Here is a 23,371-nt window from a genome sequence, read left to right on the forward strand (position 1 = left end):
AAATGACCGCCACAGTGGCCGCCAAGGGGCCCGTCCCCGCACTCGACCGGAAGATCGTCGCGATCGGCGTCGTGGTGGTGCTCGGCGCCATCATGTCGATCATCGACGCGACGGCCGTCAACGTCGCCACCCGCACGCTCGCCGAGGACTTCGGCGCGTCCATCACCAGCGTCCAATGGGTCCTGACCGGCTACATGCTGGGCCTGGCGGGCGTCATCCCGATCACCGGCTGGGCCACCGAACGGTTCGGGGCCCGCCGCGTCTGGGTCAGCGCGCTGCTGCTGTTCCTCGCCGGGTCCGCGCTGTGCGGTTTCGCCTGGTCGATGCCCAGCCTGATCACGTTCCGCGTCCTGCAAGGTCTCGGCGGCGGAATGATCATCCCGGTGGCGCAGACGATCCTCGCGCAGGCCGCCGGGCCCCAGCGGATGGGCCGCGTGATGGGCTTCATCGGCACGCCGATGCTGCTCGGATCCGTCGCGGGCCCCATCGTCGGCGGGCTGATCATCTCGACGGCGGGCTGGCGGTGGATCTTCTTCGCCAACCTTCCGCTCGGCGTGGTCGCCGTCGTGGCCGCGCTGCGGCTCCTGCCGCGCTCCCCGTCACGCCCGGCGCGGCTGGACGTCCGGGGTCTCGTCCTGCTCTGCGGCGGTGTGACCGCGTTCGTCTACGGCACCACCGAGGCGGGACGTCCCGGCGCCCTGGACGCGCCCCGCACCTGGATCATCCTCGGCACGGCGGCGGTGCTGATCGGCCTCTACGTCCTGCACGCCCGCACCCGGCAGGCGCTGATCGACATCTCGCTGTTCCGGAGCCGCGCCTTCGCCGCCGCCGCCGTGACCAACGTCGTCGTGGCCGTCGCGCTGTTCGGCGTCCTGGTGCTGCTGCCGCTGTACTGGCAGGTCGTCCGGGGCCACGGCCCGCTGGCCACCGGTCTGCTGCTCGTCCCGCAGGCGGTCGGCGCCGCGGTCGCGATGCCCCTGGCCGGACGGCTCACCGACCGGCTCGGCGCCGGGATCGTCGTCCCCACCGGGATCATGCTCGGCCTGCTCGGGACGGCCGCTTACACCCAGATCCACGCGGACACCTCACCCGTCCTGCTGGCCGCCGCGCTGTTCGTGATCGGCCTCGGCCTGGGCGCGACGATCATGCCGTCCATGGCGGCGGCCTACCAGGCGCTACCCGGCCCGCTGATCCCGCGCGCGACCAGCGCCATCAACACCCTCCAGCGGATGGGCGCGTCCGTCGGCACCACCGCGCTGGCCGTGATCCTGCAACGCGAGATCACCGACCGCTCACCCGACCTGGCCGGATCGGCGCTGGCCCCACTGCCGGACGAGGCGCGCATCCACATCGCGCCCCTCCTGGCCGACGCCTTCGGCCACGCCTTCTGGATCGCCCTGGTCATCGGCGCGCTGGCGGTCGTCCCCGCCCTGCTCCTCCCCCGCCACAGGTGACCACCGGGTCGGCCGGAGCGGATACGTTCACCTCCCCCAGACGGCAGGGACATGTGCCGGACGGGCCGTCCTCCTCAGAACGTCGAGTGATTCCGGTGGCGCGCGGGAAGCTTGCGTTCGATCTCATGCATGACGCGCAGGGCGTCCTGCAGAGTGCCGAGTTGAGGCTCATTTCCATCGGGATGCGCGACCCAGTTGCGCACACTCTGCGCGAAGGACACGCGGGCCCGACTGACCCGACTCTTCCCGGAAAGCCAATCCCTATTGTTATAGGACTCCGGAATATAGCCGGTCAGACGCTCCCATGACTTGAGAATATCCTGCTTGATCCGGGACGCCTCGATTTCCTGTTGCAGGTTCGCCGCGTCGCCCCGCGACTCGGCGGGCCTGGACGGCTCACGAGGCGGTGGAGGGACCGGTTTGGGGTCCGGTCTCGGGCCAGGTCTCGGAGGCGCGGACGCCGTGGGCCCGGGGTCCTTCTGGGGCCCGCGCTGCGCGGAAAGCCATGACGGGTTCGGGACGAGCGACCGCGGTGACAGTTGGGGCGCGAAAGACTCCGTAAGTCTTCTCACCACCGACGGTTCAAGAGGACTTGAAGCCGTGTGGACGAACTCACCCATCTCCTGGAGCTTCTCCATGACGGCTGAACTCTCGACACCGAATACCTTGGCGAGTTCGTAGACCCGGACCTTCGCCATGGCTCTCCCTATACCGGTGAGACGACACGGACGCGCGCTCTACCGGTGTAGACGAGAAGGACGTCCGCTCAGTTCCAGCGCATCGCGGAGCCCCATCCACCACAGCCCGAAACGATCATTAGACGCCGGGCCCGCCGACGGGAGGTCCCGCAGGCCAACGGGCCGCCAGGTCGTCCGGCGCCAGCGGCAGCCGGTAAGCGTCCTTGAGCACGAGGGCCCGCGTGGCCTGGTCCGCCTCGGCGAGAGCCGCGAACCACTCGATCCCGGCCGGATAGGACCACATGTAGCTGCGGTGCTGCGGGTCGGCGCCCCGATCGGTGAGACAACGGGCGATGGCCTTGTCGCTCCACCACGGCAGAGCGTCCCGCACCCGATCAGCACAAACACTAATCGAGGTGCCCTCGTTGATCGCCAGATGCACCTGGGCAAGGACGAGCTGCATGTAATGCCCGAGCCGTACCCGTGTGGTGAGCACCTTGTCCTCGGGCATCAGGAACAACGGCCACGCCTGGGCGATCCCCTCGGACATGACCGACTGCGGCGCGTGAATGCTGAGCAGCCGCACCCACGGGACGTCCCCGTCAGCGGCCTGCTTGGTCAACGCGGCACTCTGCAAGCCATGCCCGAGCACCTCATGCAGGGCGAACTGCCGGGCGCCAACCTCGGTGAACTCAACATTGGCGAGATTGAGACGCAGCCGCACATGATCCCCGACGCCGTCGAGCCAGAACGCCCAATACACATCCAGATCAACGGTCTCGACCGTCAGCCGATAAGGCGCGCTACATTCCGTCGCCGCCCGGACAACAGGCTCCAGCTCCTCAGCGGCCTGACGAATGGCGTCCGGCGCCTCCTTGACATCAAGGAGCCCTTCGACCTCCCTCAGCTCGGCATTCGCCCGCGCCCCCCACCCGATCCCAAGATCACCAAGCGCTTTCCGCACTTCCTCGGCCTGCTCCGCGACATAGGCGTCCGACCACCCGGCCACCCCACACCCCTGCGTGGCACGCACATAGTCGTCGAGAGGCAGCCGCTCCCCGAGAAGCGCCCCGAGATAGGCCAGGTCAGCGTCCAACCTCACCGCCACAACACCCGTCGCCCTTTCCCGAAGCTCGACGAGCCGCCGGTACACCGCGAGCCGATCCGGAGCGGCCTCGGGCGCGCCCCCTCCGGGCGCACAGTCGAAGTCGATGACCGGCGCCCCACCATGTCCGATCTCGTAGGCGTCCCATGCTCGGAGAACGTTCTCGACTTCGTCACGCAGTTCCACAGGCTCGTCCCATCACGTCCGGGCATCGCGGGCCAATGCCGTCACGACATCGTGGCCCACCCAGCCCCAACCAAGGTCATCTTCGGCACTGTTCTCCTACAGACCCGGCCCCCTTTCGTCATCGTCCAAGCAACCACCAAGCCCACACCGCAACACCGAGCCGAACCTTCTGTCCAAGACAGACGCCCCACCGACCCCGCGTCCACAGACAACCAGCGCGCGGACATCCTGACGTCAACGTCCTGCCTGGGCCGGACGACGCGAGAGGCGGCGGCCTAGACTGCTGGACTGGATCGGGGACGCGACAGACGGCAGGGGTTTGATGGATCAGGGCGTTCCGCCGCAACGGCAGAACCGCGAGAACGACCAGCCAGCGGAGCGCACGCGAACAGCCTGACGCACGGCCAAGAAGGCGAGATCGTCTACTACCGCCGTGCGACCGCGTACCGGAAACTCGGCCAGTTCGACGACACACTCTACGAAATAGACAGGGCTATCAACGACCTGAACCCCGACGACATCCTCCTCCACGAACAGTTCTCACAAGAACGCCGCGCAATCATCCTGGCCCGCAACCTGCAAATCTTAATCGAACACAGCACCGAGTCAATAGGCACAACCATCGCCACGCGCCTGGATGAAAGACTAACCGCAGCGTCAACAGACCTGGAAGATCGCCTGAACGAAGCCCCCCAACGAGTCGACGTGGCCCAGGAGATGGCGTCGTCAGGCCTCCTCAAGATTGTGGAAATCTCGGGACTATTTGTCGCTCAAGTCGGCTTCGTCCTAAGCTCCGGCGCGGTCGTCATCAAGTCGGACGGCTTCGGCGAGCACGCCCTGTCCACGGTCCTCGTGGTCATCGGATCCCTGACCTTCTTCGGCCTGCTCCGCGCCGCAACAACCGTGGGACGCCGCCGCCCGCGCACAGAAGGCTAGAACGACCCGCACCTTGCTATGCTTGCCTTCCGGTCCAATCTAGGTGGTTTACGTGCCAGAAAACATCGCGGCCTACTTCCCTGAGATAATCGAGCCTCAGCGCACCATCGGCCAGCGCACGTTCGATTTTTCCCGGCAAGTAGCCGTAATGGCGATAATCAATCGCACTCCGGACTCCTTCCACGACCAGGGCCGCACGTTCGCTCTGGACAAGGCCCTGATCGCCGTAGAAGAGGCCCTCCACAACAACGCCGACTGGCTGGACATAGGCGGCGTCCCCTTCGCCCCAGGCCCCCCGGTAACAATCGACGAAGAAATAAACCGCGTAGTCCCGGTAATCGAAGGCGCCCGCGCCCGCACAGACGCAGTAATCTCCGTAGAAACCTACCGCCCCGAGGTAGCCCGAGCCGCTTTCGCCGCCGGCGCCGACGTCCTGAACAACACCAGCGGCCTACACGACCCAGCCCTGGCCGACGTAGTAGCAGAAACAAACACCAGCCTAATAATCACCCACAGCCTGGCCGACCCCCGAACCTCCTACCCCCGCCCCGAATACACCGACGTCGTAACCGAGGTAGCCGACTTCCTCCGCCAAAGAATCACCTTGGCCGAAAACCGAGGCGTCCCCCCCAACCGCATAATAATCGACCCAGGCCACGACCTGAACAAAAACACCCACCACTCCCTAGACCTAACCCGCCGCCTCCCAGAAATAGCAGAAATCGGCTACCCCCTCCTAGTAGCAGTCTCCAACAAAGACTTCATAGGCGAAACCCTGAACCAACCCCAAGAAAACAGAATAGAAGGCACCCTAGCCACCCTGGTAGTCTCAATCCTAGGCGGCGCCCGCATAGTCCGCGTCCACGACATAAACGAAGCAAGACAAACAGTAAACATGACCGAAAGCATCCTGGGCTGGCGCCCCCCGACCTACACCCGCCACAACATAGTCTGACGCCCCACTTCCCAACCCCTCGGTGAAGCCGATGATGCCCCCTGGGCGATGAGTCCACTGATGGATCAAACCAGCGGTGCGCTGGCCTACATCAACATGAGCTTCAGCATGGCCGACGAAGCCTCCGCGTTCGCCGCCCAGCAGCACGACCTCGTCTGCTACGACCCCCAAACCGAGCGCCTGCGCCCATAGCCAACCACCACAATCACCCAAGTAGTCGGCCCCGGCCCGGCTGACTCCCTGAGGGCAAGACACGCTGTTTGATCAGCTTCTGGCCGCGCCGCCGATCGAGCGCTCCACGTTGTCGATCAGCTCCTTGTAGGTAAGAACCTCGACGCGGCCAAGGTGCGTGTTCAGCGTCCGGAACGCTTCATGGATCGCGGCCTCAGGCGCGCTCGGCTGCGCCGCGGGATGGCCGATCAGAACAGTCGCGCTCGCCCGCCGCGTCTCGATACCGATCTCATCGCGGATTCTCAGCCGATGCTCGTCCAGCCCGACGAGATACGCGATCGCCTGGCTCACGACGTCGTTGACCGCGGATGCCGCCACCCACGAGCCGCGGTGCTTCTTCACCAATGGACTACGCAGGCCCATTGCCAGTTTGAGTTCCACGATCTGGAGCGCTCCGTCGGCACGGACCAGCGGAATGTCATATTCATCGCCCGGCACCAGCCTTCGGTATGCCTTCTCGTCATCGACATAGCGCCCGCCGAAGATCCAGTACTGTCCGCTGAGAGCCTTCTGGAGTTGGTGTTCGGCCGCCCCCGGGGTCTTCAACCACCGCCCGCACCTCAGCAAGTCCAGCCGCTCGCCGCTGAAACTCGCCTGCCCACAGAAGAGTCAGGCAACGTGACACCCGGATGCTCCGCCAAGACCTTTTCGCCAACATCGACGAAGAGCTTCAAGTTCGCTTCCAAAGTTCTCGCAAGGAACTGGCGATACGTCTCACTCCGCAGACCGTCCTGGAACAGCCGATACTGTTCCTCCATAACGGGCTTCAGTATCCGCCCTTCAGCGTAGTCAATCGAGTCCTGCAACAGCCTTACCACGTTCCACTCGTCGTAGTCCGCCGCCCTCTGCCGCGCTTCAGCCAGGAGAGCCACCAACTCCGCACCGCCGTGGCGATGCCCACCGGTCCCTCCAGCCATGTGCGCGAGCGCACGGTAAATCCATTCCTTCACCCGCTGCTCAACCGCGTGTTCGTCAATTTGCCTGAGTTGAAGCTCCAAGGCCCGATCGGCGCGAATCTCCATCCCCAGATTATGCATGCGCCAGCCCGACAAACGGCGCCGTTGGCCGTGTTCGGTCGTTTGCAACGAAAAGCCGTCGAGGTGGACGCAGCCGCTAGCCTTCGTGTCCCATTACGGTCGCGGCATAGTCCCTATGCCTCGCCGAGAAAAGGCCCGCAACAAGCTCCCAGCTTCCGTCGATAACAGCCCGCGGTGACCTAGCCGCATGGCGCTGGGGCCCCAGACGAGCGCGACACCCGCTCGCTCCGGCGTCAGCGCCCCACGGTCGTCCAGTCCGCAGGGGCAGGTTCGACAAGCTCTCCAGCTTCGTAGCGTTCGAGTCGCCGGAGGATCTCGGCCTTGTCATACAGCGGGAAGCACACCTGCAGCAATCGCAGGCCGAAATCCGACTCGCGGATCTCGTCCAGTAGCGCGGCATCGAACGGCCTGATCAACACGTCCCAGGAGTCAGGCGCGGCCCTAATGAGTCCTCCGCACGTAGAAAGCATCGCGCGGGCCGGCCTTTGCGAAAGAGCCCACTGTCGATTGGAAAGTCAATGAACGCCCAGCCCCGGCACGATTCAAGGTACGCGGCCATGTGCGGCAGCAGATCTACCCAGTCAGCGTTGCTTTCCCCCCGCGTTCTGACAACTCGTCAGCGTCTCGAACCCATTACGCCACAGAGCTTCGACGACGGCCGCCAACTCCTCGTCGACCTCGGTGAGCATATGGCCGACACGAACAGTTCGGGTCGGGTGAATGCCTGGGCAAGGCTACTAGGCGAACCGCCCAAACCGCAGGCTCCGCACACCAAACTTGATGCCTCTGCGAACGTCATGCCAATGTGCTCGCGACCATCCGGCCAAGGACGCCGTCTCTAACCGCGCGCAATATTCGTGTCGAACCGCGCCTTTGCCCCAGGGCGGCTTTACCGCACTCGTCGTCCTGTTCGGCCGTTTTCCGCAGCTGTACAGATCCGCCCCATGGTCCGCTGTCGCGGCCTCGGCCTCCGATCCTGCCCTTGTCCTGGGTCGTCCAAGACCGTCGTCAATGCTCGCTTCAGCGCTCCTCCCCCTTCCTTCATCACGATCCAGAGCGCTCGTTCGCTCGGACAGGGAGACGGCGTGACAGACAGTCTGGCGCGACAGTGTGCTCCAGCTTGCCGGGGCTGGGAGGCTCGAAGCCGCCGCTTCGGGCGCGTCCCATCGGTGTGCTCACTACAGGCGCAACCAGCCCCCCCCGGGGCCATCTTGATAATGCGTCGCTTGCCGAGTCTTACTTGTCGGCTGGCACGTACACCAATTCGAGGACTCCGGACGGGAAGGCAGTGCTTTTCACCAGGCGCAGGCTCACGGCCTGATCCAGCTCGGGAAACAGAGGGGCGCCCCTGCCAGTGACGGCGGGCAGCACCCACAGCCGGTACTCATCGACCACGCCGAGCCTGATCAGGGAGTGCATGAACTCGGTGCCGCCGGCGGCGACGAGGTCCTTGCCCGGCTCGCCCTTGAGCTTGGCGATCTCCTCCGCCGTGTCACCGCTGGCGATCCGGGTCTCGGGCCAGTTGTCGGCCGTTGTGAGGGTGCGGGAGAACACGACCTTGGGGACCTCGTTCATTGCCTTGGCGGAAGGGTGGTCGGAGCCAGGCCAGTATCCGGCCATGATCTCGTATGTGTTGCGGCCCATGAGGAAGGCCCCGGCCTCCCACAGCCGACCAACGAAGTACTTCTCCTGCTCGGGGTCGTCGATGCTCATCATGACGTCCCGGATTCCGTTGTCCGCGTCGGCGCTCTTGCCGTCAAGCGAGACGTAAAATCCCAGAATCAGCTTCCGCATCCGGTGCCTCCGTGTGTTTTCTGCCCGCGTCGGGACGGTCCCAGCGGCACCACTCGATCAGCACGTGCTCGGTGGTGGATCAGTCACACACTCAGACCGCCGGTCCCCCCAAAACTCATCGCGCTGCCTTCTTGGACGCTGCTTTGTCGGCGGGGGCGGCCGCGCCCGGGCAGCGAGACGGGACCGGAAGCGTCCTGGTTTCTCCCGGGGTCAGCGGCCGGAGCGGGGCACCCAGCCACGCTCGGCGCCGAGGTCGATCAGCATTTGGGCATAGTTCCAGAGTTCCTCCGAGGCATCCTTGATCACGGACTTGCGGTGGCGGACGTCCGTGTCGGTGACGCCGGGGGTGCGCCAGGTGCCACCGCGGTTGTTGAAGTTGAGCAGGAGCGGCTGGAGCCGGTCCATCGCCTTGGCGAATCGTGCCTCAGGTGTGCTCCGTGCCTCGAACTCGTCCCACAGTGCGCGGAACTCCGCGCACTGGTCGTCGGGCAGGAGGGCGAACAGCCGGTCGCCCGCCGCCTGCTCACGTTCCGCCTGGTCTCGCGCCCCGACCTCGTCGTATAGAAAGGTGTCGCCCGCGTAGATTTCCACAAGGTCATGCAGCAGGACCAATTGCAGCGTCCGCTCCACGTCGATCTGCCCGTCGGCGTACTCGGCAAGAACCATGACCATCAGCGCCAGGTGCCAGGAGTGCTCGGCGTCATTCTCCCTGCGGTTGGCGGCGATCAGCGGGCTTCGCCGGAGCACGGTTTTGAGCCTGTCCACCTCGACGATGAAGCGGATCTGTCCGGCGAGTCGGGGCGGAACGCCCCGCGGCTGCCCGACGAGGTCGAGAAGGGGGGCTTGGCGATCGTCCGTCATGTCGTGCCTTCCAGAGTGTGCGGTCAGCCGAGGCCGTACTGCAGGCTCACGCCCCCGGCGAGCAGAACTGTGATCAAGGACAGAACCAGGCCGGGCTTGCGTCCGCGGGCGAGTTCGCTGATCAGGAAGATCACAAGCCCGGCCAGCAACGCTTGGTCGAGGGCCTCGGTGGTGGCGGTGACCGCAGCCATCGTCGCCGCGATCGCCAGGGCCACGGGACCAATCTTGGACAGCACGGCGTGACCAGGTAACAGGCCCAGAGCGACGAACAGCAGGGCGCCCGCGGCCGCGTCCGCCGGTATCCAGCCCGCGACAGGGCTGAACAGAGCGCATCCGGCCAGCAGCATACCGGTCACTACCGAAGCGATCCCGGTACGCGCTCCGACGCGAATGCCGACCCCGCTCTCGACGAACGTGACGAAGCTGGTCGACCCGACGAGGGAGCCGCCGACAGTAGCCAGTCCGTCGACGTAGAGCGCTTGCCGGATCCGTGGGACCTGGCCGACCCGCTGAATCGAGGTGTTCGCCGACAGCCCTACCAGCTTGGCGACGCTGCCGAAGAAGTCCAGCGCGAACAGCACAAGCACCATTCCGATGGCCATGGGGTTGAAGATGGCGGTGACATCCAAGGCCAGAAGGGCGGCCGACCAGTCACCCGGTGCTGTGGCCTGCGCTGGAACGCCTGCCAACCGGCAGTACACGCCCCCGGCGACGATCGCGACCGGCACGCCGGCGTGGAGCCCGCCGGCTCAGCGACCACGCCAGACCGAACCCGAGGTAAAGCGCGGCCGCCTCACGGGCGACCAAGGAGTGCGGATAACTGGCGCCGTCGCCCGCCACCCCGGCCAGCTTCAGACCCGCCATCCCGATGAAGACGGCCACCGAGAGCACCAGGCCCGATCTGACCTCCGGCGGGATCGCGTCGATCACCCGTCCGCGCCAGCCGAGCAGCGTGACGGCGACCATGAGCACGCCGGACAGAAGACCAGGCCGAGCGCCTCGCGTCAGGCGAGACCGTAGGAGCCGATGAGGGAGAAGACCACCATGGCGTTGATCTCCACGCCCGGTGCGACCGCGAAGGGTTCGAAGACCCATCAAGTCGAGCGAGCATTATTGCGCGGGCGGCCCCAGCGTTATTGTTCATCCCTGGTCCGGGGTTCGGCCCCGTCCCGCAGTGTCGCGATCACTGGCAGCGCCAGCAGCGCGATCACGACTGTCGCGACGTAGGCGAGACCGAGTCCGCCGGCGTCCGGCTCCGGGCCGTGCAGCCACACCAGCAACGCGAGGCCGATGGCCCCGCCCGTGTACTGCGCCGCGGTGATCATCGCGCTGCCGGTGCCGTTCGCCTCCGGCCGCAGGTCGCGGGTGCCCGCGATGAACATGCCGGTGAACGCCATCCCCTGGCCGAGCCCGCTGACCAGGAGGCCGGGGAGCACGCCCAGCCAGTAGGCATCCGCCCCGGTGCCCAGCGCGAGCAGGCCCAGGCCTGCCGCGCCGATCCCGAACGCCGCCGCGAGCAGACGGCGCGGCCCCCACGACCCGGCGAGTCGACCCGCGAGCGTGTTGCCGACGGTGATCGTGAGCGCCAGCGGGAGGAACCCGACACCCGCGGCGAAGGTATCCAGGGAGCGCACACGCTGCAGGAAGAGCGTGACCAGGTAAAATTCCGCTCCCAGGCTGGCCATGTAGAGGGCTGCGACAACGCATGCCCCACGCAGGCCGGGTGTCCGCAGCAAGGCGAGCGGGACGAGGGAGTCCACGCGGCGCGCCTGGGTGCGCACGAACAGCGCGACGACCACGGCCACACCGCCGAGGGCGCCGAGTACAACCGGTCCGCGTGGCTGCGGCAGGGCGAGCTCGGTGAACACCAGGCAGAGCGCGCTGACCGCGGCGGTGACCATCACCGCGCCCGGGAGGCCGACGGTCCTGGCGATCCGTACGGGCCTATCGCGGAGCACTCGGGCGCCCACCGCGCCGAGGCAGGTGAGACTGACCGGAAGGTTGATCCAGAAGATCCACGGCCAGGAGGAGACGGCGAGGATCAGGCCCCCGGTCACGACGCCAAGGGCGAGACCGGCGGCGCCGGTCGTGCCCCACACGGCCAGCGCCCGGTCACGTTCGCGACCCGCCGGGTAGTGCCCGTGCAGCAACGCGAGGGTGGCGGGACTGAGAAGGGCCGCACCCGCGCCTTGGACAGCACGACAGACGATGAGCACAGCGGCGGCCGGGGCCAAGCCCGCGCCCAGCGAAGCGACCGTGAACAGAACGTGGGCGAGGGCGAACACCCGTCCGGCGCCGAACACGTCCACCAGCCGCCCGCCCAGCAGCAGGAAACCCGCGAAGAAGATGCCGTATGCGCTGACCACCCACTGCAAGGTGACCGCGCTGAAGCTCAGCTCCTCGCCGATCGTTGGCAGGGCAACGTAGACGATGGAGAAGTCGAGGGCGACAAGCAGTTGGGACAGCGCGATGCCCGCCAGCAGTTTGGAGCGCCCGTCCCGTGTCGTCCCGGCCGTAGGCAGACCGGCTTCCTTCTCATGGGTCACCAGCGCATCAGCTCCTCCGGCCCAGGAGCATCCCCTCATGGGCACGCAGCTCGATCGGGAGTTCCGACAACCTCTGATTCTTGGCCAGAGACGGTGCTTCCGACCACATTCCACTCGCCATCCTCTCTGATCGGGGCAGTTCGGCGGTTCTCAGTGAGGTTGGCCAGGATGAGCCATCGGCGACGCGACCGGGCAAGGGCGGCGGGCTGGTGTTCCCGGAGATCAAGGAGAGGCGGCAGAAGATCGTTAGTGTCGCCCCGGAGCTGGTCGCGCTGCTGAAGGTCCAGTGGAGCGGCAGCGTGCGGACAGGCGTCGGCCGGGGACCAGTGGGAGGCCACGGCGTGGTTTTCACATAGTGGAGTGGGCGGCCGATCGACCCGCACAGGGACTGGGGGGAGCGGCGGGATCTGCTCGTCGAGGCCGGCGTCGAGCAGCACAAGGTGCTCGCGGCCCGGGACACTGCGGCGACGCTGCTGATGGACGAGGGCGCGGCCCGGCTCGGGAGGACGCTCTTCGGAACGAAGACTGCTACGGAACTGCTACAGGCGATGGAGTAATCATCCACCCGGAGCGGGTGAAGTGCCTGGTGGATCGTGGAGCCGGCGAGGGGACTTGAACCCCTAACCTTCTGTTTACAAGACAGATGCTCTGCCAATTGAGCTACGCCGGCTTGTTCGTTCCGCATCGTAGTCGACTTGGTGGGGGCTCGTGCGAGTGTGGGGTTGGGAGAGTTTTGGGGGACGGGTGAGAGGGGCTCGTGTGAGGGGAGAGGGGGAGGTATGAAGCTGTATGCGCTCAACATGATTCAGCCGGTGGGGGTGGTGCCGCCGCCGGAGGTGTTGGAGTCTGTGATGGCTGAGCTCGCGGAGGTGCGGCGGGAGCTGGAGTCGCAGGAGGCCTGGGTGTTCGGGAGGCCGTTGCATGGGCCTGAGGCGAGCACTGTGGTGCGGCTCAGGGGGGACGAGGTGATCGCTACCGATGGGCCCTGGGCGGAGAGCAAGGAGCATGTTGGGGGGGTCATCATCGTCGAGGTCGAGGATCTGGACGCGGCGTTGGAGATCGCGGCGCGGTACGCGCGGGTGACGGGGTTGCCGATGGAGGTGCGGCCGTTTCAGGGCGAAGCCTGATCGAGCGGGTCTTTCGGGAGGAGCATGGGCGGGTTGTGGCCGTCCTGGTCCGGGACTTTGGTGATTTCGATCTGGCTGAGGAGGCCGTGCAGGAGGCGTTTGCTGAGGCGGTTCGTAGGTGGGCTGTTTCCGGGGCGCCGTCCGCTCCGGTGGGGTGGGTCATCACTACGGCGCGGAACAAGGCGATTGATCGGTTGCGGCGGGAGGCTGCTCGGGGAGCGAAGCAGGCTGAGGCGTTGGTGGTGGGTGCGGTGGAGCCCGTTGAGGTGGGGGGCGTGCCCGACGAGCGGTTGCGGCTTGTTTTTACGTGTTGTCATCCGGCGTTGGGGTTGCAGGCGCGGGTCGCTTTGACGTTGCGGCTGTTGGGCGGGTTGACGACGGCGGAGATCGCGCGGGCGTTTCTGGTGCCGGAGGCGACGATGGCGCAGCGGCTGGTGCGGGCCAAGGGGAAGATCCGGGACGCGGGGATCCCGTACCGGGTGCCGGACGAGGCTGATCTGCCGGAGCGGTTGTCGGGGGTGCTGGCTGTCATCTATCTGGTGTTCAACCAGGGGTATGGCGGGCGGGAGGAGTTGGGAGCTGAGGCGATCAGGTTGGGGCGGGTGCTCAGGGAGTTGATGCCTGGGGAGTCTGAGGTTCTGGGGTTGCTTGGGTTGATGTTGTTGGTTGAGTCGCGGAGGGGTGCTCGGACGCGGGGTGGACGGTTGGTGCTGCTTGCCGATCAGGATCGGGGCGCTTGGGATTGGGAGCTGGTTAGGGAGGGGCAATCCCTTGTGCGGGAGTGTTTGAGGAGGGGTCGGCCGGGGCCCTATCAGATCCAGGCGGCTATCAACGCGGTGCACAGTGATGCGGTGCGGGCCGAGGATACGCAGTGGGGGCAGATTCTGGAGTTGTACGACCAGTTGATGGTTGTGGCGCCTGGTCCGGTGGTGGCGCTTAACCGGGCTGTGGCCTTGGCTGAGGTCGTGGGGGTTGAAGACGCGTTGGGGGTTGTGGACGGGCTTGATCTCGGCCGTTACTACCTGTTCCATGCGGTCCGCGCTGATCTGTTGCGGAGGCTGGGGAGGGATGCGGAGGCCGGGGCGGCTTACGAAGAGGCCATTGAGCGGACCACGAATGAGGCCGAGTTGGCCTTTCTCAGGGAGCGGTTGAGCGGAGTCGGCTGACCTCGTACAGGGCGATTCCGGCGGCTACGCCCGCGTTGAGCGACTCGGCGGTTCCCGGCATCGGGATCGTGACGAGCAGGTCGCAGGTGTCGGCTACGAGGCGTCCCATGCCTTTGCCTTCGGAGCCGACGACGAGCACGAAGGGGCCGGACGCGATGTCCATGTCGGCTACAGCGGTTTCGCCGCGGGCGTCTAGTCCGGCGACGAAGCAGCCTGCCTTCTGGTACGCCTTGAGCTGGCGGGTCAGGTTGGTCGCCTGGGCGACGGGGACCGTGGCGAGGGTGCCTGCGGACGACTTCCAGGTTCCGGCGGTCACTCCGGCGGCGCGGCGTTCCGGGATGACGACCCCGGCGGCGCCGAACGCCGCCGCGGAGCGGACGATGGCGCCGAGGTTGCGCGGGTCGGTGATGCCGTCCACCGCGACGATCAGCGGGGCCCGTCCGGTGAGGAGGTCGTCGGGGTGCGCGTACCGGTACGGCTTGACCTGGAGGGCGATGCCCTGGTGGACGGCGTTGTCCGTCAGCCGGTCGAGTTCGTTCTTGCCGGTCTCCAGGAGCGGGATCCGGCGGTCGGCGGCCAGCTGCATCGACTCGCGGATCCGCTCGTCGGTGCCGCCCGTCACGTACAGGGCCGTCCCGGGGACTCCGGCGCGGAGGGCCTCGACGACCGGGTTGCGGCCCGTGACCAGTTCGGGGACCTCGCCGGTCGCGCGTCGTGCGCCCGCCGGGCGTCCAGGGCCCGGACGGCCGGAGGTGCGGTCTCCGCCGGTCTCGGCGGGCTTCGGGCGTCCGCCGGGGCCGAGCGTCTGGGTGCCGGTCCGCCTGGAGCTCTTGACGGCGCGGGCCTTCTGGCGCTTTCCGTGCCAGTGCCGGTCCTCGGCCTTGGGGGTCGGTCCCTTGCCCTTGCGCTTGGCCATGATCAGGTACGTCCCTCGCGACGGTTGCGGTTCGCCCGCCCTCGGGGCGGCTCAAGTCTCAGCGGGACGGTGCGAACCCCCGCGAACGCCTAAGTCTATCTGCCACTCACATAATGCAAACGCACATAATGCAACGCGCATGACACAGCGAACCCGGCAGGGCACAAGCGCGTGACACAGGACGCCGTGCGGCGGGCGTTAGCCGCGTTTGAGTTCCCAGCGGGCGCCGTGGGGGGTGTCTTCGACGAGGATTCCGGCCTCGGCCAAGCTGTCGCGGATGGCGTCGGCGGCCGGGTAGTCCTTGCGGGCTCGGGCCGCCTGGCGTTGTTCCAGCGCTACCGCGACGAGTGCGTCCACGACGGGGCGTAGGTCGCCTTCGCCGGTGCGGTTCCACTGGACGGACAGGGGGTCTATGCCGAGTACGGCCGCCATGGCGCGGACGTTCGCGAGGTGGCGGCGTACCGCGTCGTGGTCGCCCGACGCCAGGGCGCCGTTCCCCTCTCGGACGGTCTCGTGCAGCACAGCGAGCCCGTGCGGGACGCCCAGGTCGTCGTCCAACGCGGAGGCAAAAGCGGCGGGCACTGCGGGCGAGGGCGGCGCGGCGCCGACGAGTTCCGCGGCGCGGGTCACGAAGCCCTCGATGCGCTGGTAGGCGGAGACGGCCTCGGCCAGGGAGGCGTCGGTGTAGTCCATGAGGGAGCGGTAGTGCGCGGACGCCAGGTAGTACCGCACCTCGACGGGACGGGCCTTGCCCAGCAGGTCGGGCAGCAACACCACGTTGCCGACGGACTTGCTCATCTTCTCGCCATGCACGGTCAGCAACCCGTTGTGCAGCCAGTAGCGGGCGAACCCGTCACCAGCCGCGCGGGACTGGGCGATCTCGTTCTCGTGGTGCGGGAAGATCAGGTCGACGCCGCCGCCATGGATGTCGAAGACCGGGCCCAGGTACTTGGTCGCCATCGCGGAGCATTCGAGGTGCCAGCCGGGCCGTCCGGGACCCCACGGCGTCTCCCAGGAGGGTTCGCCGGGCTTGGCGCCCTTCCACAACGCGAAGTCGCGCGGGTCGCGTTTGAGCGACTCGTTGGGAGTGTCGCCCGCGGACCGCATGTTCTCCAGCCGCTGGTTCGACAGCGAGCCGTACTCGTCGGCCCACGACTTGACGTCGAAGTACACGTCGCCGCCGACCGGGTAGGCGTGGCCCTTGTCGATCAGCCGCCGCATCAGGCCGACCATCTCGGGGATGTGGCCGGTGGCGCGCGGCTCGATCGTGGGGGGCAGGCAGCCGAGCAGGTCGTAACCCTGCGTGAAGACCCGCTGGTTGCCCTCGGCCACCGCGAACCAGGGCACGTCCTCGGCCGCCGACACCGCGATGATCTTGTCGTCGATGTCGGTGATGTTGCGGGCGAACAGCACGTCGTAGCCGGACGCCCGTAGCCACCGCAGCAGCACGTCGTAGATCACGCCAGAGCGGAGATGACCGATGTGGGGAGCCGCCTGCGGAGTGGCACCGCACACGTACATCCTCACGCGGCCCTCTTCCAGGGGCTCGAACGCGCGGACGTCGCGGGTGCCGGTGTCGTAGAAACGCAGACTCACAAGCCCCAGTTTATTGGAATCGCGCGTCCCCCGTCGCGCCTCTGACCCCGCGGGCGCGTGATTCCAGGTAGCGGCGTTCCGGGAGGCTCGTCGTCGCCCGAGCGGCCCGCTGGTACTCCGCCATCGCGGCCTCGACATCACCCGACATCTCCAGCAGATGCGCCCGGACGGCGAAAAGCCGGTGATGTCCCGACATGCGGGCGTCGTCATCGAGGGGGCGCAGCAGGTCGAGCCCGGCGGACGGGCCGTCCGCCATCGCCAGCGCGACCGCCTCGTTCAGCGTGACCATCGGGTTCGGCGCCAGATGCGACAGGAGCCGGTAGAGGGCGAGGATCTGCGGCCAGTCGGTGTCCTCAGGCCGCGCCGCCTCCGCGTGGACGGCGGCGATCGCGGCCTGCACCTGGTACGGGCCGGGCGGCGACCACGTGAGCGCCGCCGTGATCAGCGCGGCGCCCTCGGCGACGGCGTCGCGGTTCCAGCGCGTCCGGTCCTGCTCGGTGAGGGGGATCAGCAGGCCGCCGTCGCCGACGCGGGCGGCGCGGCGGGCGTCGGTGAGCAGCATGAGCGCGAGCAGTCCGGCGACCTCGCCGTCGTCGGGCAGCAGCCGGTGCAGCGCGCGGGCCAGCCGGATCGCCTCCGCGGTGAGGTCCGCGCGTTGCAGGTCGGGGCCGCTGGACGCCGTGTACCCCTCGTTGAAGATCAGATACAGGACCTGGAGGACGGCGCGCAGCCGCTCGTCCCGCTCCTGAGGCGGCGGCAGGACGAACCGCGCCCCGCTCGCCCTGATCTTCTGTTTGGCCCGGCTGACGCGCTGCGCCATCGTCGTCTCCGGGACGAGGAACGCCCGCGCGATCTGCGCCGTGCCGAGCCCGCCGACAGCCCGCAGTGTCAGTGCCACCTGCGACGATGGGGTCAGCGCCGGATGGCAGCAGAGGAACAGCAGCGTCAGCGTGTCGTCGTGGTCGGCCGGTCTGTCCTCGTCCGGGCCCGGGTCCGGTTCGTCGGCGCGTTCCCGCGTGAACACGGCGGCCTCGCGGTCGCGGCGGGCCCGCTCGCTGCGCCACCGGTCGGTGAGCCGCCGCGTCGCGACGGTCAGCAGCCAGCCGCGCGGATGCTCGGGGACGCCGTCCTCCGGCCACTGGACGGCGGCGGCCAGCAGCGCCTCCTGGACGGCGTCCTCGCAGGCGTCGAAGGCCCCGTGCCGCCGGACGAGCGTGCCGAGGACCCGCGGCGCGAGCGTGCGCAGCAGGTCCTCGACGGCGGGTGTCCCCGTCACATCTCCGCGCCGCCCTCGACCATGATCGCCCGGACCTCCAAGCGGCCGCCGTAGCGGACGTCCGGCCAGCTCTTGGCGATCTCCACGGCCCGTTCCTCGGACTCGCAGTCGACGGTGAGGAAGCCCGCGAAGTGCTCCTTGGCCTCCAGGAACGGTCCGTCGGTCACGGCGGGCTGCCCGTCCTTCGCGTGGACGGTCTTCGTCGTGGACGGGTCCGCCAGCGCCTCGCCCGTGACCCATTCGCCGGACTCGTCCAGCTCCCGCATGATCCTGTCGACGTCGCCGAACAGGTCCTGGCGCTCCTGCTCGGACAGCTCCTCCACGAAGCCGGGACGGTTGAAGATCAGCAGCATGTACTTCATGGTCGTGTCTCCTCGTCGATGAGTGGACGGGCCCGGTTCGGGCCGCCCTCACAACGGGATCGGAACCGCGGAAACGTTCTCGACATCCGCAGGGCAAAAATCTCAGGAAGGTTCGGTCAGCTCCCTGACCAGGTCGCACAGTGCCGTGAACGCTAACGCGTCCGGCATCTGCCCTGCCACGGCGACGAGATTCGCGCGGGCGCCACGGGTGTGCACGGTGACGAGGCCGTTGTCCATGTCGACGGCGCTGACGCCGGGCCACGGGATTCGTTCGCCGTCCTTCTCGACGCAGTCCAGGTCGATGGTGAACGGACCCATCCGGACCGATTCACCGGCCTTCACCGCCGCGAGATGGCGCGGGACGACGCGGGACGTCACCTCCAGGGCCACCGCCTCGCCGAGTTCGCGCACGTCACGGATGTCGTCGCCGAGGCGCAGCACGGTCCCGTCGTCCGCGACGACCGTGAAGGTCCAGCGGGTGCGGTCGCGCGGAGCGTTCCGGACGCCCGACACGGTGACGGACTCCAGTTCGTCCCAGCCGTAGCGCGCCGGTCCGCCGGGCCCGGTGATCGACAGGCCGCCGGTGTGGAGCGTCACGGACCGGCCGCGCAGGCGGTCGTGTCCCGCGACCCAGCCGATCGCCGCCGCGCAGCCCATGGACAGCGCGAGCGCGAAGAGGCCCGCCCACCAGTCCCGATCGTGCAGGTAGACGACGGCCACCAGTATCAGCGCGAGCGAGGCCAGACCCAGCAGCGCGAGCCAGGTCCAGGCGCGGTGGTCGGCGGCCCGGCCGTCGAAGGTCCGGACGCGCTCGCCGAGGCGATCCCCCGGAATCGCAGCCTCCCCTCGGGATGTCGTCGTCCATACCGTACGTCTCAGCTCATATCGCTCGCAGCGCGAAAGTGATCATTCCTATTGACGGGCCACCACCGGCCGGGCTGGCTAATCTCGCCTCAGGACCCCAGGTGCCCCTCCCGGAACGAGAAACATGCCATCTGACCCGACCAGGCCCGCCTTCACCCCCGTGCAGCGACGGCTGCTCACCGCCCTCGCGGGCCTCATCGTCGCCGTGCTGGCGGGCGCCGCGTTCGCGCTGACCTACGACGTGCTCCGCGACCTCGCCCGCCACGGCGGCGTCGGCGACCGCTGGGCGCCGCTCTACCCGGCGATCGCCGACACGCTCACCGCGATGACGATCCTGTCCCTGGTGATCACTCGGAACGCCCACTGGTGGACGCGGCTGCTGCGCTGGACGCTGCTGCTGCTCCTGCTCGCCGGGGGCGCCGCGATCTCCGTCCAGGACTCGGTCTGGGGCATGTCCGAACTGCCCCACGACGGGGTCCGCGCGGGCGTGGCGGTGGCGCCGCAGATCATGCTGGTGCTCGGGGTCTGGCTGTGGCTGACGATGTTCAAGCAGATCCGGGTGGCGCGTCCCGCGACCGCCGAGCCCGAGAACGTCGAGCCGCAGCGCGGTCACGTCAAGGTGCTCGGGCCCGCCGTGCCCGAGCCGCTGGCCCTGGAGGCCCCGGCGGAACCCGCGCCCGAGCCGAAGCGGGAGCCGATCATCCCGTTCCCCCGGGAGGAGCCCGACGACGATCTCGAACCGCCGAGCCTGTCGTCCGAGCCTGAGCCGCCGCCGCTGGACACCATTCCGGACCCCGCGCCGCCCGTCGAGCCCCCGCCTGCGCCCACCGAGCCTCCGGCGGCGCCCGTCGAGCCTCCGGTGGCGCCCACGCTCCTGCCGACCGACGTCGAGCTGGTCAGGACCCGGGAGCGGGACGGCTCGGACGCGCGGCCCGCCTCGTCGACGACCCGTCCTGACATCGTGATGCCCAACCATGTGGCGGTCGCCGATCAGGAGGAGGACGACGACGCCGAGCCCACCGACCGCGCCGAGGATCCCGACGCCGGTGATCTGAACCCGCCGCCGTCCAGCAACTTCCGCAGCGGGCCCACGCCGCCCGCGGGCTGACCGGCGTGACGTCGTCGGCGGTGGCGCTGGACGCCGTCCGCGCCGAACCCCGGGTCCGGCCGTCGGCGGTGCGGATCACGCTGCCCTGGGACGCCGATCAGGCCAGGGCGGCCGCCGTGTTCCGCGAACCCGGACAACGTTCTGAAACGTCCTGCTCGCCGCGTCTCGTGCGGCGGCGGGTGGACGCGACGTCCGGCAGGACCTCGAACGCACCGACGTGTCCGGCCTGACCGCCGAGCTGCTCGCCCTGAGCGAGGCCGAGACCGTGGCGACACGCCGCCTGCTGCGTGCGGTCAGCACCCACGACATCGACGTCGCCCTGGCGACACTTCCGGCAAACCTGACCGGATGAAAAGGGTTCGCTGGGGAAGAAATTGCGGCATGACGACCGATTCGTGGGCCGACACGGGTGGCGGCTTCGGCATCGACAACCTGCCGTACGGGATCTTCTCCCGTCCGGGCGAGCTGCCCCGGGTCGGCGCGGCCATCGGCGGGCGCGTCCTCGACCTCGCCGCGATGTCCGAGGCGGGCCTGGTGGAGGACCGCCGCTGCTTCGCGTCCGGCTCCCTCAACGCCTTCATGGTGGCGGGACGCCCCGCCTGGGACGCCAACCGCGCCCGCCTCGTCGAACTCCTCACCGACGAGACGTACCGCGACCGGGTCGAACCGCACCTCATCCCCGTCTCGGACGTGGAACTGCGGCGCCCCTTCGAGGTCGCCGACTACGTCGACTTCTACTCCTCCGAGCACCACGCCCGGAACACGGGTCGGATCTTTCGCCCCCGGGACGAGACCCTGCCGTCCAACTGGAAACGGCTGCCCGTCGCCTACCACGGGCGCGCCGGGACCGTGTTTCCGTCCGGGACGCCGATCATCCGGCCGTCCGGACAGCGCAGGACGCCGGGCGAACCCGAGCCGACGTTCGGGCCGTCGCTGCGGCTCGACTTCGAGGCCGAAGTGGGGTTCGTGGTGGGCGTCCCGTCCGCCGCCGGACGCGGCGTCCCGACCGGCTCCTTCCGCGACCACGTGTTCGGCTTCGTGCTGCTGAACGACTGGAGCGCCCGCGACCTCCAGGCGTGGGAGTCGCGGCCGCTGGGCCCGTTCCTCGGCAAGTCGTTCGCGACGTCGATCTCCTCGTGGGTCGTGCCGGTCGCGGCGCTGGAGCCCGCGCGGGTGTCGCCGCCCGTCCAGGACCCGGCCCCGCTCCCCTACCTCCGGTGCGACGAGCGATGGGGCCTCGACCTGCGGCTGGAGGTCCTGATCAACGACCAGGTCGTCAGCCGTCCCCGCTTCGCGTCGATGTACTGGACGTCGCCGCAGCAACTCGCGCACGCCACGGTCAACGGCGCCACCCTGCGCACCGGCGACCTGTTCGGCAGCGGGACGGTCTCGGGCCCCACCCGCGACCAGCGCGGCTGCATGCTCGAACTCAGCTGGGACGGCCGCGAGCCCCTGGACCTCCCCGACGGCACCAAACGCACCTTCCTGGAGGACGGCGACACGGTGACGGTCCGCGCCCAGGCACCGGGCGCGTCCGGCTCCCCCATAACCCTCAGCGAGGTAACCGGCACGATCCACCCCGCCTCTCAGCCCTGACGCCCCACTGCGAGACACCGTCGACCACGCGCGCCCGCACGCCGCGACTTCGACACAACGAGCACGTTCAATTTCTCTGGTTGATTGGAACGCTCGACGATCAGCCGATTCCCCTGAGGTGGAGTTGAAGATCGGCGTGGACGCCTACCGACCGCCGCAAGACCTGCATGGTCTCCTTGGAGGTGCAGGCCCCGCGCGCGTTCACCTACGCCATCTCCGCAACGGACCACCGCGGTTACACATTCCTGCTGAAGGGCGCGAGAGCCGCCCTCGGCACCCGCCACTATTGGCCGCAAGGACCAGTGGCTTGGCTGGGTCAGGGGGGTGGGAGGACGAGGGCGGTGGCTATGGCGGCCAGGCCCTCGCCTCGGCCGGTTAGGCCCAGGCCGTCGGTGGTGGTGGCGGAGATGGTGACCGGGGCGCCGGACAGGGCCTCGGTCAGGGTCTTCTCCGCCTCGGCGCGGCGCTTGCCGATCTTGGGACGGTTGCCGATGATCTGGATCGCCACGTTGCCGATGGTGAAGCCCGCCTCGGTGACGAGGCGGGCCGCCTCACGGAGAAGGGTGACGCCGGAGGCGCCGGACCAGCGAGGGTCGGCGGTGCCGAAGACGGCGCCGAGATCGCCCAGGCCACAGGCCGACAGGAGAGCGTCGCAGGCGGCGTGGGCGGCGACGTCGCCGTCGGAGTGCCCGGCCAGGCCGTGACCCTCGCCCGGCCATCGCAGACCGGCCACCCACAGTGGACGCGGCTCCGACGAGAACGGGTGAACGTCGGTACCGACGCCCACCCGTGGAAGCAGTGTGCTCAACGCGGCCGACCGGTCAGCTGGCCAGGACCTCGTCGAGCAGGGCCTCCGCCTTGTCCTCGTTGGTCTTCTCGGCCAGCGCGAGCTCGCTGACCAGTATCTGGCGCGCCTTGGCGAGCATGCGCTTCTCGCCCGCCGACAGCCCGCGCTCCTTGTCGCGGCGCCACAGGTCGCGGACGACCTCGGCGACCTTGTTCACGTCGCCGGACGCGAGCTTCTCGAGGTTCGCCTTGTACCGGCGGGACCAGTTGGTGGGTTCCTCGGTGTAGGGTGCGCGCAGCACCTCGAACACCTTCTCCAGGCCCTCCTGGCCGACGACGTCGCGGACACCCACGTCCTCAACGTTCTCGACCGGGACTCGCACTGTAAGGTCGCCCTTGTCAACCTTCAGAACCAGATAGGTTCTGTCCTCACCCTTGATGGTGCGAGTCTCGATGGCCTCGATCCGAGCAGCCCCATGGTGGGGGTAGACGACGGTGTCGCCGACCTGGAAAGTCATGTGACAAGTACCCCTTCCGCTAGAACCAGGGTACCACGGAAACGAGCGTGGCTGAACCGACCTTCCAGACAAATGCGCAGGTCAAGCCGCATATTGGGGGATTGACAAAGCCCTTTAATGGTGCATCTTCGACTTGTTCCCCGCACCCAGCGTAGCGCATCGGCCACGGGAGCCCCGTCCGGTCGTCATTACCGGTAAGGGCTCCCTGGTTACAAGTATCCCTCCTGCCAGTCGCGGAGATGCGTTCCATACTGGAGGTGAGCCCGCCGGGCGG

At 68.2% G+C, this 23,371-nt stretch carries 27 protein-coding genes, 1 tRNA gene and 1 pseudogene; 11 read left to right on the plus strand and 18 right to left on the minus strand.

Going from position 1 to position 23,371, the window contains the following annotated elements:
* Positions 1-2 precede the first annotated feature (2 nt).
* Complete coding sequence (locus tag ABD808_RS19625; RefSeq protein ID WP_344898695.1) at positions 3-1,454, plus strand: DHA2 family efflux MFS transporter permease subunit; 1,452 nt, start codon at positions 3-5, stop codon at positions 1,452-1,454.
* A 74-nt stretch (positions 1,455-1,528) separates the two neighbouring features.
* On the opposite strand, the gene ABD808_RS19630 is transcribed toward ABD808_RS19625, so the two are convergent.
* Both ABD808_RS19630 and ABD808_RS19635 read right to left on the minus strand, forming a co-directional pair.
* Positions 1,529-2,152, minus strand: a complete 624-nt coding sequence (locus ABD808_RS19630; protein ID WP_344898697.1) for a translation initiation factor IF-2 N-terminal domain-containing protein — start codon at positions 2,150-2,152, stop codon at positions 1,529-1,531.
* 118 nt (positions 2,153-2,270) lie between these two features.
* The gene (locus ABD808_RS19635; protein ID WP_344898699.1) at positions 2,271-3,422 is read right to left on the minus strand and encodes a hypothetical protein; all 1,152 of its coding nucleotides are present in this window, start codon (positions 3,420-3,422) and stop codon (positions 2,271-2,273) included.
* 705 nt (positions 3,423-4,127) lie between these two features.
* Here ABD808_RS19635 and ABD808_RS19640 point away from each other — a divergent pair.
* From ABD808_RS19640 to ABD808_RS19650, 3 genes are read left to right on the plus strand one after another with little or no spacing between them, the layout of a single operon-like run.
* A complete protein-coding gene (locus ABD808_RS19640; protein ID WP_344898701.1) occupies positions 4,128-4,358 on the plus strand; it encodes a hypothetical protein in 231 nt (76 codons plus the stop codon).
* Positions 4,359-4,410: 52 nt separating this feature from the next.
* A complete protein-coding gene (folP, locus tag ABD808_RS19645; RefSeq protein WP_344898703.1) occupies positions 4,411-5,313 on the plus strand; it encodes a dihydropteroate synthase in 903 nt (300 codons plus the stop codon).
* 60 nt (positions 5,314-5,373) lie between these two features.
* Positions 5,374-5,505, plus strand: coding sequence for a hypothetical protein (locus tag ABD808_RS19650; RefSeq protein ID WP_344898705.1), 132 nt, complete (start codon positions 5,374-5,376; stop codon positions 5,503-5,505).
* A gap of 72 nt (positions 5,506-5,577) precedes the next feature.
* Here the strand turns inward: ABD808_RS19650 and ABD808_RS19655 are convergent, their stop codons facing one another.
* The 9 genes from ABD808_RS19655 to ABD808_RS19695 form a co-directional block, all read right to left on the minus strand.
* Positions 5,578-6,090, minus strand: a complete 513-nt coding sequence (locus ABD808_RS19655; protein ID WP_344898707.1) for a Shedu anti-phage system protein SduA domain-containing protein — start codon at positions 6,088-6,090, stop codon at positions 5,578-5,580.
* Positions 6,091-6,104: 14 nt separating this feature from the next.
* A complete protein-coding gene (locus ABD808_RS19660) occupies positions 6,105-6,566 on the minus strand; it encodes a hypothetical protein (protein ID WP_344898709.1) in 462 nt (153 codons plus the stop codon).
* Positions 6,567-6,814: 248 nt separating this feature from the next.
* On the minus strand, positions 6,815-7,000 hold the full coding sequence (locus tag ABD808_RS19665) for a hypothetical protein (RefSeq protein WP_344898711.1): 186 nt from the start codon (positions 6,998-7,000) through the stop codon (positions 6,815-6,817).
* 817 nt (positions 7,001-7,817) lie between these two features.
* Complete coding sequence (locus ABD808_RS19670) at positions 7,818-8,375, minus strand: dihydrofolate reductase family protein (RefSeq protein WP_344898713.1); 558 nt, start codon at positions 8,373-8,375, stop codon at positions 7,818-7,820.
* 210 nt (positions 8,376-8,585) lie between these two features.
* On the minus strand, positions 8,586-9,236 hold the full coding sequence (locus tag ABD808_RS19675; protein ID WP_344898715.1) for an HD domain-containing protein: 651 nt from the start codon (positions 9,234-9,236) through the stop codon (positions 8,586-8,588).
* 23 nt (positions 9,237-9,259) lie between these two features.
* On the minus strand, positions 9,260-9,838 hold the full coding sequence (locus ABD808_RS19680; protein WP_344898717.1) for a hypothetical protein: 579 nt from the start codon (positions 9,836-9,838) through the stop codon (positions 9,260-9,262).
* 49 nt (positions 9,839-9,887) lie between these two features.
* On the minus strand, positions 9,888-10,208 hold the full coding sequence (locus ABD808_RS19685) for a hypothetical protein (RefSeq protein ID WP_344898719.1): 321 nt from the start codon (positions 10,206-10,208) through the stop codon (positions 9,888-9,890).
* Positions 10,209-10,369: 161 nt separating this feature from the next.
* The gene (locus tag ABD808_RS19690) at positions 10,370-11,782 is read right to left on the minus strand and encodes an MFS transporter (RefSeq protein ID WP_344898721.1); all 1,413 of its coding nucleotides are present in this window, start codon (positions 11,780-11,782) and stop codon (positions 10,370-10,372) included.
* A 594-nt stretch (positions 11,783-12,376) separates the two neighbouring features.
* Positions 12,377-12,452: transfer RNA gene (locus ABD808_RS19695), tRNA-Thr, on the minus strand.
* Between the two features lie 130 nt (positions 12,453-12,582).
* Between ABD808_RS19695 and ABD808_RS19700 the strand changes: the two genes are divergently transcribed.
* Together ABD808_RS19700 and ABD808_RS19705 are read left to right on the plus strand one after the other, a co-directional pair.
* Positions 12,583-12,909 carry a YciI family protein gene (locus ABD808_RS19700; protein WP_344898997.1) on the plus strand — a complete coding sequence of 109 codons (327 nt, stop codon included), beginning with the start codon at positions 12,583-12,585 and terminating at the stop codon, positions 12,907-12,909.
* On the plus strand, positions 12,909-14,075 hold the full coding sequence (locus ABD808_RS19705) for an RNA polymerase sigma factor (RefSeq protein ID WP_344898999.1): 1,167 nt from the start codon (positions 12,909-12,911) through the stop codon (positions 14,073-14,075). The genes ABD808_RS19700 and ABD808_RS19705 overlap by 1 nt, the downstream gene beginning before the upstream one ends.
* Here ABD808_RS19705 and rlmB read toward each other — a convergent pair.
* The 5 genes from rlmB to ABD808_RS19730 all read right to left on the minus strand — a co-directional run bounded on the left by rlmB (position 14,047) and on the right by ABD808_RS19730 (position 19,104).
* On the minus strand, positions 14,047-14,991 hold the full coding sequence (gene rlmB, locus ABD808_RS19710) for a 23S rRNA (guanosine(2251)-2'-O)-methyltransferase RlmB (protein WP_344898723.1): 945 nt from the start codon (positions 14,989-14,991) through the stop codon (positions 14,047-14,049). The two genes, ABD808_RS19705 and rlmB, sit on opposite strands and share 29 nt — an antisense overlap.
* A 198-nt stretch (positions 14,992-15,189) precedes the next feature.
* Complete coding sequence (gene cysS, locus ABD808_RS19715; protein ID WP_344898725.1) at positions 15,190-16,587, minus strand: cysteine--tRNA ligase; 1,398 nt, start codon at positions 16,585-16,587, stop codon at positions 15,190-15,192.
* Between the two features lie 10 nt (positions 16,588-16,597).
* Complete coding sequence (locus ABD808_RS19720; RefSeq protein ID WP_344898727.1) at positions 16,598-17,863, minus strand: RNA polymerase sigma factor; 1,266 nt, start codon at positions 17,861-17,863, stop codon at positions 16,598-16,600.
* A complete protein-coding gene (locus tag ABD808_RS19725; protein WP_344898729.1) occupies positions 17,860-18,225 on the minus strand; it encodes a YciI family protein in 366 nt (121 codons plus the stop codon). Before ABD808_RS19725 ends, ABD808_RS19720 begins: the two co-directional genes overlap by 4 nt.
* Before the next feature lie 102 nt (positions 18,226-18,327).
* The gene (locus tag ABD808_RS19730; RefSeq protein ID WP_344899001.1) at positions 18,328-19,104 is read right to left on the minus strand and encodes a DUF6585 family protein; all 777 of its coding nucleotides are present in this window, start codon (positions 19,102-19,104) and stop codon (positions 18,328-18,330) included.
* 109 nt (positions 19,105-19,213) lie between these two features.
* Here ABD808_RS19730 and ABD808_RS19735 point away from each other — a divergent pair, with 109 nt between their 5' ends.
* From ABD808_RS19735 to ABD808_RS38530, 5 genes and pseudogenes are all read left to right on the plus strand, one after another.
* On the plus strand, positions 19,214-20,197 hold the full coding sequence (locus ABD808_RS19735; RefSeq protein ID WP_344898731.1) for a DUF2637 domain-containing protein: 984 nt from the start codon (positions 19,214-19,216) through the stop codon (positions 20,195-20,197).
* Between the two features lie 5 nt (positions 20,198-20,202).
* Positions 20,203-20,427 carry a hypothetical protein gene (locus tag ABD808_RS19740; RefSeq protein WP_344898733.1) on the plus strand — a complete coding sequence of 75 codons (225 nt, stop codon included), beginning with the start codon at positions 20,203-20,205 and terminating at the stop codon, positions 20,425-20,427.
* A complete protein-coding gene (locus ABD808_RS19745) occupies positions 20,415-20,549 on the plus strand; it encodes a hypothetical protein (protein ID WP_344898735.1) in 135 nt (44 codons plus the stop codon). The genes ABD808_RS19740 and ABD808_RS19745 overlap by 13 nt, the downstream gene beginning before the upstream one ends.
* A gap of 29 nt (positions 20,550-20,578) precedes the next feature.
* Complete coding sequence (gene fahA, locus ABD808_RS19750; RefSeq protein WP_344898737.1) at positions 20,579-21,793, plus strand: fumarylacetoacetase; 1,215 nt, start codon at positions 20,579-20,581, stop codon at positions 21,791-21,793.
* A 152-nt stretch (positions 21,794-21,945) separates the two neighbouring features.
* A pseudogene (locus ABD808_RS38530) lies at positions 21,946-22,077 on the plus strand (DUF4360 domain-containing protein); the annotation flags it as partial.
* A gap of 32 nt (positions 22,078-22,109) precedes the next feature.
* Here ABD808_RS38530 and ispF read toward each other — a convergent pair.
* Both ispF and ABD808_RS19760 read right to left on the minus strand, forming a co-directional pair.
* Entirely contained in the window at positions 22,110-22,580 is a 471-nt protein-coding gene (gene ispF, locus ABD808_RS19755; RefSeq protein ID WP_344898739.1) for a 2-C-methyl-D-erythritol 2,4-cyclodiphosphate synthase, read from the minus strand.
* Between the two features lie 34 nt (positions 22,581-22,614).
* Positions 22,615-23,097: a CarD family transcriptional regulator gene (locus tag ABD808_RS19760; protein WP_089328581.1), complete on the minus strand. Its 483-nt coding sequence runs from the start codon at positions 23,095-23,097 to the stop codon at positions 22,615-22,617.
* Positions 23,098-23,371: the final 274 nt, after the last annotated feature.

Source organism: Actinomadura meridiana (assembly GCF_039537545.1).
Classification (GTDB): Bacteria; Actinomycetota; Actinomycetes; order Streptosporangiales; family Streptosporangiaceae; genus Spirillospora; species Spirillospora meridiana.